This is a genomic window from Anaerotruncus rubiinfantis (assembly GCF_900078395.1).
GTDB classification, from domain to species: domain Bacteria; phylum Bacillota; class Clostridia; order Oscillospirales; family Ruminococcaceae; genus Anaerotruncus; species Anaerotruncus rubiinfantis.
The window spans coordinates 167,241-181,577 of sequence record NZ_FKLA01000007.1 but is presented as its reverse complement, the minus strand read 5'-3'; the positions used below and the strand labels follow the sequence as shown (position 1 = coordinate 181,577).

16 protein-coding genes and 1 pseudogene are annotated in these 14,337 nt (G+C 58.0%); 2 read left to right on the top strand and 15 right to left on the bottom strand.

The features are described from left to right. The first annotated feature begins 135 nt into the window (after positions 1–135). Entirely contained in the window at positions 136–783 is a 648-nt protein-coding gene (locus BN4275_RS01780) for a pentapeptide repeat-containing protein (protein WP_066452986.1), read from the top strand. A gap of 194 nt (positions 784–977) precedes the next feature. Here the strand turns inward: BN4275_RS01780 and BN4275_RS01775 are convergent, their stop codons facing one another. From BN4275_RS01775 to BN4275_RS01725, 11 genes and pseudogenes are all read right to left on the bottom strand, one after another. After that, a complete protein-coding gene (locus BN4275_RS01775; protein ID WP_066452984.1) occupies positions 978–2,378 on the bottom strand; it encodes an oxaloacetate decarboxylase subunit alpha in 1,401 nt (466 codons plus the stop codon). 16 nt (positions 2,379–2,394) lie between these two features. Continuing rightward, positions 2,395–2,726 (bottom strand): annotated as a pseudogene (locus tag BN4275_RS01770) (biotin/lipoyl-containing protein). Between the two features lie 52 nt (positions 2,727–2,778). Further along, positions 2,779–4,185, bottom strand: a complete 1,407-nt coding sequence (locus tag BN4275_RS01765; RefSeq protein ID WP_079987994.1) for a carboxyl transferase domain-containing protein — start codon at positions 4,183–4,185, stop codon at positions 2,779–2,781. 253 nt (positions 4,186–4,438) lie between these two features. After that, entirely contained in the window at positions 4,439–4,819 is a 381-nt protein-coding gene (locus BN4275_RS01760) for a hypothetical protein (protein WP_066452980.1), read from the bottom strand. Positions 4,820–4,835: 16 nt separating this feature from the next. Beyond that, entirely contained in the window at positions 4,836–5,576 is a 741-nt protein-coding gene (locus tag BN4275_RS01755) for a pseudouridine synthase (protein ID WP_066452978.1), read from the bottom strand. Between the two features lie 55 nt (positions 5,577–5,631). Then, positions 5,632–6,792, bottom strand: coding sequence for a D-alanyl-D-alanine carboxypeptidase family protein (locus BN4275_RS01750; RefSeq protein WP_066452977.1), 1,161 nt, complete (start codon positions 6,790–6,792; stop codon positions 5,632–5,634). A 66-nt stretch (positions 6,793–6,858) separates the two neighbouring features. Further along, positions 6,859–7,305 (bottom strand): GerW family sporulation protein, encoded by a 447-nt coding sequence (gene ytfJ / locus BN4275_RS01745; protein ID WP_066452976.1) that lies wholly within the window; start codon positions 7,303–7,305, stop codon positions 6,859–6,861. Positions 7,306–7,317: 12 nt separating this feature from the next. Continuing rightward, positions 7,318–8,025 (bottom strand): DUF2953 domain-containing protein, encoded by a 708-nt coding sequence (locus BN4275_RS01740; protein WP_066452975.1) that lies wholly within the window; start codon positions 8,023–8,025, stop codon positions 7,318–7,320. Between the two features lie 35 nt (positions 8,026–8,060). Continuing rightward, positions 8,061–8,651, bottom strand: coding sequence for an SMC-Scp complex subunit ScpB (gene scpB / locus BN4275_RS01735; RefSeq protein WP_066452971.1), 591 nt, complete (start codon positions 8,649–8,651; stop codon positions 8,061–8,063). Continuing rightward, a complete protein-coding gene (locus BN4275_RS01730; RefSeq protein WP_066452969.1) occupies positions 8,644–9,384 on the bottom strand; it encodes a segregation and condensation protein A in 741 nt (246 codons plus the stop codon). The genes scpB and BN4275_RS01730 overlap by 8 nt, the downstream gene beginning before the upstream one ends. A gap of 46 nt (positions 9,385–9,430) precedes the next feature. Continuing rightward, complete coding sequence (locus BN4275_RS01725; RefSeq protein WP_079987993.1) at positions 9,431–10,111, bottom strand: site-2 protease family protein; 681 nt, start codon at positions 10,109–10,111, stop codon at positions 9,431–9,433. Between the two features lie 242 nt (positions 10,112–10,353). Between BN4275_RS01725 and rpmB the strand changes: the two genes are divergently transcribed. Further along, entirely contained in the window at positions 10,354–10,542 is a 189-nt protein-coding gene (gene rpmB / locus BN4275_RS01720; RefSeq protein WP_066452968.1) for a 50S ribosomal protein L28, read from the top strand. A gap of 49 nt (positions 10,543–10,591) precedes the next feature. Here rpmB and BN4275_RS01715 read toward each other — a convergent pair whose 3' ends face one another. The 4 genes from BN4275_RS01715 to der form a co-directional block, all read right to left on the bottom strand. Next, the gene (locus tag BN4275_RS01715) at positions 10,592–10,792 is read right to left on the bottom strand and encodes a helix-turn-helix domain-containing protein (protein WP_066452967.1); all 201 of its coding nucleotides are present in this window, start codon (positions 10,790–10,792) and stop codon (positions 10,592–10,594) included. Positions 10,793–11,267: 475 nt separating this feature from the next. After that, positions 11,268–12,281 carry an NAD(P)H-dependent glycerol-3-phosphate dehydrogenase gene (locus tag BN4275_RS01710; protein ID WP_066452966.1) on the bottom strand — a complete coding sequence of 338 codons (1,014 nt, stop codon included), beginning with the start codon at positions 12,279–12,281 and terminating at the stop codon, positions 11,268–11,270. Between the two features lie 38 nt (positions 12,282–12,319). Further along, positions 12,320–12,970, bottom strand: coding sequence for a glycerol-3-phosphate 1-O-acyltransferase PlsY (plsY, locus tag BN4275_RS01705; protein ID WP_066452961.1), 651 nt, complete (start codon positions 12,968–12,970; stop codon positions 12,320–12,322). A 34-nt stretch (positions 12,971–13,004) separates the two neighbouring features. After that, entirely contained in the window at positions 13,005–14,333 is a 1,329-nt protein-coding gene (gene der / locus BN4275_RS01700; RefSeq protein WP_066452959.1) for a ribosome biogenesis GTPase Der, read from the bottom strand. Between the last annotated feature and the right edge of the window lie 4 nt (positions 14,334–14,337).

Here is a 14,337-nt window from a genome sequence, read left to right as displayed (position 1 = left end):
TCTATATCTTGTTATTTTACTCCAAACCGGCCGTTTTGTCAATTTGCATCCGCGGCTTTGCCGGCCTTTCCTCCACTTGCCAGAACGCGCGGTTCGTGCTACAATTTCCGCTGTACTACGATTGGAGGGGTCTGCATGAAAATCACACCGCCGCAGCTGCCCGCCGCGCGCGAAGAAACTTCCGAACTATTTGCCCTCTGCGCGGCCGCCTATGCGGACGGCGAGGATGTGAAAGCACGGATTTTTAAGGCGCTTGTAATTTCCGGCGAAACTGCCGATCCAGTAAGCTTCCACGGCGTTTCCTTTGAAAACTGCCGGCTGACCGGCTGCTCATTTCGCAAATGCGATTTCATCGATGTGGAATTTTGTTCCTGCGATCTTTCAAACAGCGACTTCGAGGACTGTTATTTCAAACGCTGTACCTTCACCGGCTGCAAGGCGGTGGGGGCAAATATTCAGAACGCGAGCCTTCTCGAAATTATCCTCGACGGCGTAAATTTCCGCTATGCCAATTTCGACCGCGCGAAGATCAAGCAGGCCCGTTTTGCGGAAAGCGACCTGCGGTTCTGCAGCTTTTCCGAATGTAAGATTTCCGCGCTGGAGCTTTCACAGTCCGTGCTGTCAGGCGCAAATTTCTTCAAAACGCCGCTTCGGGGCGTCGACTTCACCAAAAGCGAAATCGACGGGCTGGTGCTCGCGGGCGAGGAACTCAAAGGAGCCATCGTCACCTCCCCGCAGGCGGCCGATCTCGCAAAACTGCTCGGCCTGACCGTCAGGGACTGAATGTGCGGGCTCGCTGCGCATCACGGAGAAACGGTCGATGGCCTCCCCTCATGAGTTCCCTTCTTTCAGGACCTGCGGCGTAGAAAACTCCGCCGGCTGTTCTAAAGGTTGGCAGGATAGAGAAAGCGGACCCCCGCCCAGCAAACAAGAAGGGCCTGTTGCGTTATACCGCAACAGGCCCTTTCATCGCATTTTTATGCGGGATGTACCTTGCTGTCCTTGTCGGCATGACCGTCCACGCCGTACTTTTTGTTCTTGCGGGACTCGAAGAACTTCGGAGCCACCTGCGGGAACATCGCCATGGTGAGGACATCCTCGTCCTGCTCGAGGTACTCGGCCGGGAATTCGGCGCGCAGTTTCTCCAGCTCAGGCGGGATGAGATCAGCCGGACGGCAGTCGATCGGCGCTTCATCACCGAGGATCTTCTTACGGAACTCATCGGAAATCGGAGCCGGGGTCTTGCCGTATTCGCCCTTGACCAGTGCGCGGAACTCTTTGGTGACCATCTTGTAGCGCTCGCCCATGATGACGTTGAACACCGCCTGGGTGCCGACGATCTGGGAGGTCGGGGTGACCAGCGGCGGATAGCCGGAATCCTTGCGGACGCCCGGAATTTCGCGAAGCACATCTTCAAACTGATCCTCTTTGCCAGCCTGTTTGAGCTGGGAAACAAGGTTCGAAAGCATGCCGCCGGGTACCTGATAGATCAGGGTGTTCGCGTCGACGCCCATGACCTTCGGGTCAAGCAGACCGCTGGCGAGGTACTTCTCACGCAGTTTCGCAAAATGCGCGCGCACGATATCCAGTTTCTTGAGATCAAGACCGGTGTCATACGGAGTGCCCTGCAGCGCGGCGACCATCGACTCGGTTGCCGGATGCGAAGTGCCCATCGCCAAGGGGCTCATTGCGGTGTCGATGATGTCGACGCCCGCTTCGATCGCTTTGATTTCCGCCATCGAAGCAAGTCCCGAGGTGTAATGGGTGTGCAGGTCGATCGGGATCTTGACCGCCTTTTTGAGTTCGGTGACCAGCTCGGAAGCCGCGTACGGGGTGATCAGAGCCGCCATATCCTTGATGCAGATCGAGTCCGCGCCCGCGTCCTCAAGCTGCTTTGCATAGTTGACGAAATACTCGATGTTGTGAACCGGGCTCAGGGTGTAGGAGATCGCCGCCTGCATATGGGCGCCGCTCTTCTTGGTGGCCTTGATCGCGGTTTCGAGATTGCGGATATCGTTGAGCGCGTCGAAGATGCGGATGATGTCGATGCCGTTATCGACCGACTTCTGGACGAAATATTCGACCGTGTCGTCGGCGTAATGACGGTAACCCAGCATGTTCTGGCCGCGGAACAGCATCTGCAGCTTGGTGTTGGGCATGTTCTTGCGGATCACGCGCAGACGCTCCCAGGGATCTTCATCCAAAAAACGGATGCAGCTGTCGAAGGTCGCGCCGCCCCAGCATTCGCAGGAATAGAAGCCGACCTCATCCATCGCCGGAAGGATGGGGAGCATCTCATCCAGGCGCATACGGGTCGCGATCAGGGACTGATGCGCGTCGCGCAGGATGGTTTCACAAATTTTAACCTTTTGAGCCATTGATGTTTCCCTCCTCTTAACCGATGGAGACTAACAGATCGTTGGAATTGACTGCGTCACCCTTCTTTACATGCACGCTCACGACAGTGCCGCCGACAGGTGCAAAGATCTCATTCTCCATCTTCATCGCTTCGAGGACCAGCAGCAGCTGGTTTGCCTCAACGGTGTCGCCTTCTTTGACCTTCACATCGAGGATGTTGCCAGGCATTGGGGCGTTGACCTTGGTCGCGCCGGCAGCGGCGGCGGGGGCGGCGCGGGCGCGGCTACAGGCGCCGGAGCGCCCGCTGCCAGCTCGTCCACCTGGACGTCGTAAGCTCTGCCATTGACCGTTATATTAAACCTTTTCATAGATCGTTTCCTCCTTCAAATTCTTTAGCGTATTGTGCCCGTGGGGGTTCTATTACATCGGGATATTCGCGTGTTTCTTCGGCAGGGTGGTAACCCGTTTGCCAGCCAGCATATCGATCGCGGAAAGAACAACTCCGCGAGTTTCGGCGGGATCGATCACATCGTCAATGTGGCCCTTGGCGGCAGCGGCGAGCGCGCCCGCGTCGTTTGCGGCATACTCGGCCTCAACCTGCGCGCGGGATTTGTCGGCGGTGATCCGGTCGCCATACATAAACGCAACGGCGGTTTCCGGAGAGAGCGCGCTGATGGTGGCGCAGGGCCACGCAACGGTCAGGTCGGCCGAAGCGCCGCGCCCGGCCAGCGCGATATATGCGGAACCATAAGCCTTGCCAACCACGACCGCAATCTTCGGGGTGGTCGCTTCGGCATAGACATGCGCGAGCTTTGCAACCTCACGCACGCCGCCACGGAAGCCGTGATTCGGCAGCGGAGCGAACGCCGCGGCGTTGACAAAGGTCACGACCGGGATCTGGAAGGAGTCACAGATGGCGACAAACCGGGCGATCTTGGAAGCGCCGCCCGAGCAGATGGTGCCGCCGTTCGATGCTGCCACAACGCCCACGGTGGAACCGGCCAGGGTCGCAAGCCCGACCTTCGCGCCGCAGGTGGAATATTCTTTTTGCAGTTCAACCAGGCTGTCCGCGTCGACGACGTTCTTCGCAATCTCGAAGATGTCCGCGGCGCCGATGTCCGCGGCGGCGGCGGAAAGCGCCGCTTCAGCGCCGGAAACGGCGGAGAAATCGCAGACCGGCGGAGCGGAAAGGTTGTTCGACGGAAGCATCGAGATCAGGGTGCGCGCCGCCTTGATGGCGTCGGCTTCCTCCGTCTCGACAATATGGGCGACGCCCGTCTTGGCGGCCTCTTCAGCGCTGCTCGCGCTCGCCGCGTCCGCGGTGGTCAGGTAGAACTCGCCTTTGCCGCTCATCACGACAAAATCGGCGGAAGCGGCGATCATCGCGGCGCTTCCCGCGCAGACGCCGAGCACCAGGGAGATCTGGGGCACAACGCCGGAAAGGTTGTTCGACCAATGCAGCATATCTCCGTATGCGGCCATTGCGTCAAGGCCCTCATCGACGGCCGCGCCGTTGGAATCATAGATTCCGACAACCGGCGCGCCGGTCTTGTAGGCCAGATCATAAATCTTTCTGATCTTGGAGCCTGTCGCGGCGCCCACCGCACCGCTTTTCACCGTGGAATCCTGGGAGAACGCATACACAGGGCAGCCTTCGACGAGGCCATAACCCGTGATCACGCCTGTGCCGTCGCACCCGGTCTTCACCAAAGCGCCGACCTCGACAAAGGAGTCGGGGTCGAACAGGGCCGTCAGCCTTTCACGGGCGGCGGTAGCCTTCAGCGCATCCTTGCGTGCGTCGGCCAGTGACATTGCCTGGTCACTCATGTTGTTTTCCTCCTATTCTAAAACTAAAACTAACACAAAAATCCTTCATTTTGATCTTTCCCCTTGACGAAAATCTCAAAATGTAACCACGTTAAAGTATAGCACGTTTGTGCTGGAAATAACAAGGGAAAAAATAATATTTTCACATAATTTACGCTGTTATCCGGAACAAAAAAGATCGTCTCCGGTATCAGCGTCTCATTATGATAAAAAACAGGCCGGCCGCCGGCCCGCCTGTCTCATAATATCCGCTTTATCTGCCGCAGCATGCCTTCTTCGCAAAGAACGCCGCAAGATCGAACGGTTCCCGCTCCGCATAACCGAGTTTGGTGAGCGCAAGCCGCACCTCGTCCGTCAGCTCGTCTCCAAGCTGACCGGTGCGCGCGCCGCACTTGCGCTGCGCGGAAAACGCCGCGCGCGCCATCCCATCGATGAGCCCGATATCCGTCCGGCGGCCGGTATCCACACCGCAGAGCGTCACATTTCCGCCCGCGCCGGTGAGGAACACGGCGGTTGCCAGCACGTTGTCATTCTGGAAGGCGCCATAGGCGAACGCGCCCGGCGTGTCAACCCCGAAGCTCTGGCAGATCCGCCCGGAAAGGCGCGGATCCGCGATCCGTCTGATCAGAAACATTTCCATATCCTCCCGCTCACTTCTTGCTGACGGCATTGCGCAGCGCGGTCAATTCGCTGGGCTTTAACTCCCGCCACTCTCCGGGGCTCAGCATCCCCAGTTTGAGCGGCCCGACCGATGTGCGCTTGAGCCGCGCCACCGTAAGCCCGACCGCTTCGCACATCCGGCGCACCTGCCGGTTGCGTCCCTCCTGGATGGTGATCTGCAAAACAGCGCGGCCTTCTCCCTTTTCGAGCACCAGAACGGTCGCCGGAAGGGTCATCTTGCCGTCGAGCTCGATCCCCGCGGACATTTTCGCGGCCTGCTCGTCGGTGATGTCCGGCCGGATGGTGACCCGATAGGTTTTTGTGATGTGGTTCGAGGGATGCATCACCATGTTGGCAAAGTCGCCGTCGTTCGTGAACAGCAGCAGGCCTTCGCTGTTGCGGTCGAGCCGTCCCACCGGATAGACCCGCGCAGGCGCGTCCTCCAAAAGGTCGGTCACGCATTTGCGCCCCATCTCGTCCGAGGTGGTGGTCACATACCCGCGGGGCTTATGCATCATGATGTAATAATTTTTCTTTTTCTTCTGGAGCCTGACGCGCACGCCGTCCACCGCGATCACATCCCGCATGGGGTTGACCGGGTTGCCGGGCACGGCCGGGTGTCCGTTGACCGTGATACGGCCCTGCTGGATCGCTTCCTCCGCCTTGCGGCGGGACATGATCCCATTGTCCGAGAGCACCTTCTGGATGCGGATGCCTTTTGCCTGTGCCATAAATTCCCTGTCTTTCTACGTCTCGTGTATATTATCTTCTTTTTTACGTTATGTATTAAAACCCGATCAGCCTCTGGAAAAATCCGATCAGTGAATTCCCGTCGTCTTCCCGTGCCGGGACGCTTTTTGCCGCTGTCAGCGTAATCTCCGAAAGCTTCTGCCCGTCGCAGGAGAGCACCACTCTGCCGAGCACTTCCCCCTTTTCCACCGGCGCGAACAGAAGCGGACGCAGGACGGTTTGCGCTGTGAGGCTTTCGCCCTCGAACAGCGGGATCTTCTGCTGCGGTTCATAGACCGCTTTCACCGAAAGCGTTTCGCCGCCCGCGACCGGGACGTTTACCTCCGGGATGGCCGGTTCCACATCGGTTGGGGTAAGCCGCTCGAAATAGCGGTCATAGAGATTTGCGTGGGTGTTCCAGTCGTCCGGGCAGCCAAGCGTGACCGCGATCAGCTTGACGCCCCCGCGCATCGCACAGGACACCAGACAGCGTCCCGCCGTGTCGGTAAAGCCTGTTTTGACCCCGACCGCGCCCTCATAGCTTCTCAGCAGCCTGTTGTGATTTTGCAGCCAGCGGTTATAGGGCGGGTTGCCGTACTGGGCAACTGCCTTATACTGGGAGCAGATGTCCGCGAAGCGCGGATTCCCGAGCGCTTCGCGCGCGAGCAGCGCCATATCATAGGCGCTCGAATAATGCTCCGGGTCGTCAAGCCCGGACGGCGTGACGAAATGGGTGTCCTCCAGGCCGATTTCGGCGGCGCGTTCGTTCATCAGCTTTGCGAACGCCTCCTTGCTGCCCGCTATGCGCACCGCGGCGGCATTCGCGCCGTCGTTGCCGGACGGCAGCAGCATCCCGTAAGCGAGCGCGGAAAGCGAAACCTGATCGCCTTCCCGCAGGCCCATCGAGGAACCCTCCACCTTGATCGCAGCGGGGTCCACCGTAAAGTATTCGTCCAGGTTTTCCTGCTCAAGGGTGATGAGCGCGGTCATAATCTTAGTTGTGGAGGCCATCGGCAGTCGAAGGTTCGCGTTCTGCGCGAAAAGCACCCGGCCGGTCTGCGCGTCGATCACCACCGCGCCCTTTGCCTTGGTTTCATAATCCCTGGTATTCGGGATCGTCTGCGCCGCCGCGGGAACCTCTTCGGCCCGCGCGCCGCACACAAACATCCCGCCCGCAAGCATCAGCGCCAGCAGGGCCGCCGCAATTCTGCGCAACATAAAATCACCTGCACCTTGTCTCATAGAATCCGTACAGGTCATTTTATGCGGCAATCCCATCCAAAATTACAGGCCGGGGATATCGTCGAGCGGGTCCGGGGCGGGGGCTGGCTTCGCTTTGGCAGATTCCCCGTCCTTTTTATCCTTCTTGGTGAAGAGCACGCCGAGCTTGTCGACCATCTCCGGCACCATTGCGACCACACGGTCAGCGGTGTTCTTGTTGTCGTTGATCTGCAGAAGCTCGACATGGCCGTCCTTGATAACCAGGAAAGCCAGCGGCTGCACCGAAACGCCGCCGCCCGCGCCGCCGCCGAACAGGTCGCCCTGCTTGGTGGTGGGCAGATCGGAGCCGCCCGATGCGAAGCCGAACGAAACCTTCGACACCGGGATGATCACCGTGCCGTCCGGCGTGGTGATCGCTTCGCCGATGACCGTGTCCGCGTCCACGAGGGAACGCAGGTTCTGCAGGGAGCTGTCCATCAGCCCATTGATCGGATGATTGCCGTTGCTCATACGAAAAACCTCCTATTTGACCGCCTGCTCTTCCTTTTCGGATTCGGCAGGCGCCTGATGTTCATTTGTCTTGACGGGCGCCGCGGGCCGCGGCGGCGCTTCGGCGGCCTGTTTTGCTTTTTTCCGCCGGATGGTTTTCACCAGGAAAGCCACCCCAACCCGGATTGCCGTGCCGAGCGCGGCAATCGGCGTGAGCCTGCCGCCCACCTCAAAATCGACGCTGCCCTCTTCGGCGGTGAAGTCGGGCCGGATCTCGATCTCCGGCCGCCCCAGCCGCAAAAACGACTGCGCCAGCGCGTAAGCGCCGTAAACGGCGGCATTGACCCTTCCGTAGGTGATCGCCGTGTCGGCCGCGTCGCCTTCGGCCACCACCATCGAGAGCCTGATCTTATAAAGCTTGAAGCTGCGCACCAGCATCCCGGTGTTCCCCTTGAGCGACGAAAGCAGGTCGAGGATCATGCCCAGCAGCTCCGCAAATTCCATCGGCGGGCGCTTGGCGGGCGCGGCTTCGGTCTTTTCCTTTTGGGCTTTCTTTTGCTTTGCGGGCTTTCCTGCCGCGGGTTCCTCCGGCTTCGCAAGGTCAAACCTCAGAAAAAGCCAGCGCAGCACCGCAACCGGGACATGCCCGGTTTTGTATCGGACTTCGAGCCGTACCGGGATGCACAGCAGGAGCAGGACCGCCGCGAGGATTCCCAGCAGCGTATAACCGACAACCGCCATGCGTCACACCCCCTTTGCGGATTGCGTCTTTGGGGTCAGGCCCCGTCTTCCTCGATCTCCCCGAAAGCGACCTGTCCTTCGAGTACGTCGTCCGGCAGCAGTTCGGCTTCCTCATCCCCGGAACCGGGCAGCGCCGGGAGTTTTTCGAGCGATTCCAGCCCAAAACAACGCAAAAAATTTGAGGTGGTCTTGTAGGCGATCGGCCGGCCGGGCAGATCGAGCCGCCCCGCCTCCTCCACAAGCTCCTTTTCGAGCAGCGAATTGACCACGCCGGAGGAATCCACCCCGCGCACCTGCTCGATGAACGAACGGGTGACCGGCTGGTTATAAGCGATGACGGCCAGCACTTCCAGCGCGGCCTGGGAAAGCGGGATGTTTCGGCGCAGTTCCAGCGCCTCGCGGATCACCGGAGCAAATTCCGGCAGCGTTGCGAGCTGGAGCTTGTCCCCAAGCCGCAGCACGTTGAACGGGACCCCGGCATCCTCCAGAGCGTCGCGGATATGCGGGATATATCTGATCACCGTATCCCCGTCCGCGCCGATGGCCTGGGCGATCCGTTCGATCTCCACCGCCTCGCCGCCGGCGAACAGGATTGACAGGATCTGTTTCTGCGGCAGGTCAATCATAGGTCAGTTCCTCTTTCGGGATTTCTTTGTCATGGTGGGTGCGGTCGAAATGCACTTCGCCTTCCTCGTCCACCGAAATACGTTTTGCCTTCATCAGTTCAAGCACCGCCAGAAAGGTCGCAACCAGCTCGCTGCGGTCGGTGCTTGTTTCAAACAGGCTCGCATAGGAGGCCTTTCCGCGGCGGTAGAGCTTTTTGAGCACAAAGATAATCCGGCTGCCGACCGATACCACCCGCCGGGAAACGATGCCGGAAAAGGCCTGCGCGGGCGGCGGAAGCCGCCGCTTGCCCTTTCCGATCGCGTCCTGGTAGGCGTTCCAAAGGTCGCTTGCGGGATGGGTAAGCTTATAGGTCGTGTCCGCCGGGAGCTTCATCGGTACGCGCACAAAGGTCAGGTGCTGCCGGTTCTGCTCGCCGAGCTTCGCCGCGACCTGCTTGCAGACCTGGTATTCAAGCAGCTGGCCCTGCAGCTCGGCTTTGAGCTGGACACTTTCCTCCTCGTGCCTGGGCAGCAGCGAGACGGTCTTGATATACACCAGCCGCGAGGCCATTTCGAGAAATTCGCTGGCCACCTCCAGATCCGCGTCCTGCAGGGAACGGATATATTCCAGATACTGCTCGAGCAGCGCGGAAATCGAGATGTCGTAGATATCCAGCTTGTGCTTCTGGATCAAAAAGAGCATCAGGTCGAGCGGCCCTTCAAATTCAGCAGTTTTAAACGATAATTTTTCCATTATGCTCCCCTGACATTTTGGGTGGATGGACCGGGTTTTATACGGCTCAGAGCATCATTGCAATCAGATCGACAAAGCCGGTCGCGAAATTGAGCAGCTTATAGATCAGCCCGGTGAGGATGTTGAGCGGGCCGCTGAGGATATTCGTGAACATCATGAGCGCCATGAGACCCAGGAAAATATACTGCTGGTACTGCATGATGGTGTATTCCCATTTGGCCGGAATGAAATAGGACACAATGTTGTAGCCGTCAAGCGGCGGGATCGGCAGCAGGTTAAAGACCGCAAGCGACACGTTGATCGAAACCATCAGCGAAAGGATCTGCGCGATGATTGAAACAGCGTTGCCCATCGGGATGAAATAGGCGAGAATCTTAAAGAGCAACAGGGTGAAAAATGCAAGGATGATGTTCGCCACGGGGCCCGCCACCGCAGTGAGCGCCACGCCGCCGCGCAGCGAAATCTTGCGGGTGAAGTTGCGGGGATTGATCGGCACCGGCTTTGCCCAGCCGAACCCGGTAAACAACAGCAGGATGGTGCCGAACGGGTCAAGATGCGCGAGCGGGTTAAAATCGAGACGGCCCTGATAATAGGCGGTGTCGTCGCCCAGCTTATGCGCAACCCAGCCATGGGCAAATTCATGCACCGGCATGGAAGTGAATAAAACGATCAATCTTGCAAAAATTACATACATGGCCATCTGTGTGCCCATTGAAAACAGTCCCATAAAATACTCCTTGTTCTTGATTTTATCTGAAAATTGCGCTACTATCTCATCGTACAATAGGATTATTATACCGGGTGCCCGCCAAAATTACAAGCGGATTTCGCCGGAATTTGATCTGACTCTTCCTTTTCCTGAAAAAAAAGCAAAAAAATGCTTGCATTTATTTTGGGAATCTGATAGAATGCTAATGTTGACCCCGAAAGAGAATTTTAATTTGTTCCAGATAGAGGAGGTGCAGACACATGGCAAAATGCGACATCTGCGGAAAAGGTGTTACTTTCGGAATTAAGGTTTCCCATTCCCATCGCCGGTCCAACCGGACTTGGAAACCCAATGTACAGCGCGTAAAGGCGATTGTCGACGGTACTCCCCGCCACATCCACGCCTGCACCCGTTGCTTGCGTTCCAATAAAGTGACGCGCGCAATCTGATTTCCCGATAAAATGAGCCGGTATCCGAATGGATACCGGCTTTTTTCGTTTATCTGCGATCGCTCAGCTCCAAAAGATAATCCGCGCGCACGTTATAGAATTGTACCAACTTTATGAGCACGTGGATGGTGACTTCCCGTTCCCCGGATTCGTATCGCCAGTATTTTGTCGCGGGAATGCCGATTTTTTTCGCAAGCGCGGCAATCCCGATCCCTTTTTCAATTCGAAGGTCTTTGATTCTTGGGTACATACAACCGCCTCCCAGTCCTATGATAGCAGTTTTCTTCCGTATGTTCCCATTCTAACCTGAATCAGGTTAAAGAGATCGGATTTGGCATGAATTCTGGCGTAAAATCTTATCATAGTAAGCCCATGGATCGCCGCCCTTCGGCGGCGATTGCGCTATCGCGCATTGCTGGACAGGGAGAAGGTCCACCGGCATCTTTTGGAACGCGAAGCGTTCTTTCGATCCGTTTGTCCGCTTTCGGCGCCAGCCGGTTTTCGCAATGGTTGCGGAAACCCGTCCCGCGTGCTTTTCATCACGCGGGACACAACGTTATGCCTAAGCAGATTGCGCGCCGTTTCTGCCGAAGGCAGCCTTCACGGCGCGCACGGGGTCGCGGGGTGTCCCCGCGTGTCCTTCTTTCGGCCATTTCTTGGACAAGCAAGAAATGGCCCCGGGGCGCCTGGAAGGCGCAAAAGCGACCGCACAACGCAATGTGCAATCAACGGCTCAGCAGCCAAATAACCTCCGATTCGTGGCGCTTTGGCCGGCCCATCAGGTCACGGATCGCATCCTCCGGGGTTTTCCCTTCATAAAGCACCGCGTAAACCTGCTGCATAATCGGCATTTCCACGCCAGTGCGGTCCGCAAGCTCATGCGCGCACTTGGTGGCGGTATAACCCTCCACTGTCATGCCGACCTCGTCAATCGCCTGCTGCGCGGTGCGCCCCTTACCGATCAGGATGCCCGCGCGGTGGTTGCGCGAGTGCATGCTCGTGCAGGTCACGATCAGGTCGCCAATACCGGAAAGCCCAGCAAAGGTTTCGGTCTTGGCGCCCATCGCCACGCCCAGCCGCGCAATTTCAGTGATGCCGCGGGTCATGAGCGCAGCCTTCGGGTTGTCGCCGAGCTCCAGACCATCCACGATGCCCGCCGCCAGCGCGATGACATTCTTGAGCGCGCCGCCCAATTCGACGCCGGTTACGTCGTCGTTGACATAGATACGCAGCGCCGGGTTCATCAGCGTATCCTGCGCGAATTCCGCGGCCGCACGGCTGCGGGATGCTGCCACAATCGTGGTCGGCACACCGCGGCCGACCTCCTCGGCATGCGAAGGTCCTGACAGCATAACGATCCCGTTTTGCGGCAGTTCTTCGCCCATCACCGTGTCAAGCGTCTTGAGCGTCTCAAGCTCAAACCCCTTGGCCACGCAGGCGACCACCGTTTTGGGAACAATACGGTCCTTGATAGAGGCGCATACGCCGCGCACCGCAAAGGATGGCGTGGCAACAATAACCAGATCGTGATCGACCTTTTCCGGCAGCTGCCAAGTCATTTTGATCGTCTCCGGGATGTGCACGCCAGGCAGCAGTTTTTTATGCTCCCGCTCGGCCGAAAGGACTTCAATTTCCTTTTGAAAAGGGGAATAAAGCGTCACGTGGTGGCCGTTCTTCTCGCACATGACTGCCAGCGAGGTGCCGAAGCCGCCCGCGCCCAGGATCATGATCTCTGCCATTTTCTAAAACCTCCTATGCGGGATTTGTCTTTTCAGTTCTATTTTTTCTGTCCGAAACGGTATTCCGTACCGTTCAAAAGACGCTTGATGTTATCGCGGTGCATGATGAGCCCCAATGCGCTGATCAGCAGCGCGAAGAACAGGTTGAACCAGATATCCGGGCTGTGTTTCCAGAAATCATAGAGCCCGGTCAGGATGGGGAATGAAACATAGCCAATCACCGACGCGAGCGAGACAATTTTGCTGAACCAGGCAATTGGGACGGTCAGCAGGATGATGACGGTGACCACCGGCGGATTGAGGATCAGCATGACCCCAAGTCCGGTGAGCACCCCCTTCCCGCCTTTGAAGCCAAAATAAAGCGGAAACAGATGTCCCAGCACCGCGAACAGCGCCGCTATGTAACCGCCGTCAAAGGCGGAGATGCCCGCCAGCGAAAAGATCATCCGGCCAAGCAGCACGGCGACAATCCCCTTGCCAAAGTCGCCAATGGCGGTGACCACGGCAAATTTCTTGCCGTAGTTGCGCAGGATGTTGGTCATCCCCGCGTTGCCGCTGCCATGCTGGCGCACATCGTCCTGCGCGCCCAGCCGCGACACAATCACCGCGAAGCTTACGCTCCCGATCAGATAGGCGATAACCGCCACCAGTATGGAAAACAGCCAGAATTTCCCTGTAAAATCACTCATAACCATCATCCTCAAAACAGTTGCCAGAGCCGTGTCAGTCTTTCCCGTCGCCGCGTTCCCGCACGATCACCCGGATCGGCGTGCCTTCGAGCCCAAATGTCTCGCGGATCTGATTTTCCAGATACCGCTGATAGGAAAAGTGGAACAGCTCCTTATTATTGCAGAAAAATACAAACGTCGGGGGCTTGGTGGTCGCCTGGGTACAGTAGAAGATCCGCAGGCGCTTGCCCTTGTCGGTCGGCGGCTGCACGCGCGCCGTCGCATACGAGAGCATGTCATTGAGCCGCCCGGTCGTAATGCGCATCGCGTTCTGATTTGATACGAACTGGATCAGTTCAAACAGTTTATCGACCCGCTGGCCGGTCTTGGCCGAGATGAACAAAAACGGGACGTAAGACATGAACGAGAAGTCGTTCTCCAGCTTTTTGCGAAATTCCTGCATGGTCTTGCCGTCCTTCTCGACCGCATCCCATTTGTTGACCGCCACGATGCTCGCCTTGCCCTGCTCGTGCGCGTAGCCCGCCACCTTGCTGTCCTGCTCGGTGAAACCGACCGTCGCGTCGATCATGATGACGCAGACGTCGCTGCGGTCGACCGCCATGTAGGCCCGGAGCACGCTGTAGCGTTCAATCTCCTCGTCGACGCGGGATTTCCGGCGGATGCCGGCCGTGTCGATGAAGACGTATTTGCCCGTTTCATTTTCGATGACGGTATCGGTCGCGTCACGGGTGGTTCCCGCAACGTCCGAGACGATCACCCGCTCCTCACCCGCGATCCGGTTGATGAGCGAAGACTTGCCGACGTTCGGCTTTCCGATCACAGCAACCTTGATATACTCTTCATCATAGTCTTCCGTGTGACCAAAGTCAATATGCTCGTAACAGGCGTCGAGCAGATCGCCGGTTCCATGTCCGTGTGTGGAGGACACCGCGATCGGGTCGCCGAGGCCCAGGTTATAGAATTCGTAGAACTCGGGCTGCGGGTCGCCGAGCCGGTCGCATTTATTGACGCAGAGCACTACCGGCTTGCCGCTCTTCTGAAGCATAACGGCGACCTCCTGATCTGTAGCGGTCACGCCGGTCTGGATGTCGGTGACAAAGATAATCACATCGGCGCTGTCGATGGCAAGCTGTGCCTGCCGGCGCATCTGTGAGAGGATCACATCCTCTGAATACGGCTCAATGCCGCCGGTATCCACCAGCATCACTTTTTTGCTGCGCCATTCGCATTCATAATAAATCCGGTCGCGCGTGACGCCCGGCGTGTCCTGCACAATCGAGATCCGCGCGCCCACAAGCTTATTAAACAGGGTTGATTTCCCCACGTTGGGGCGGCCCACAATCGCAATCAGCGGCTTTGCCATACCG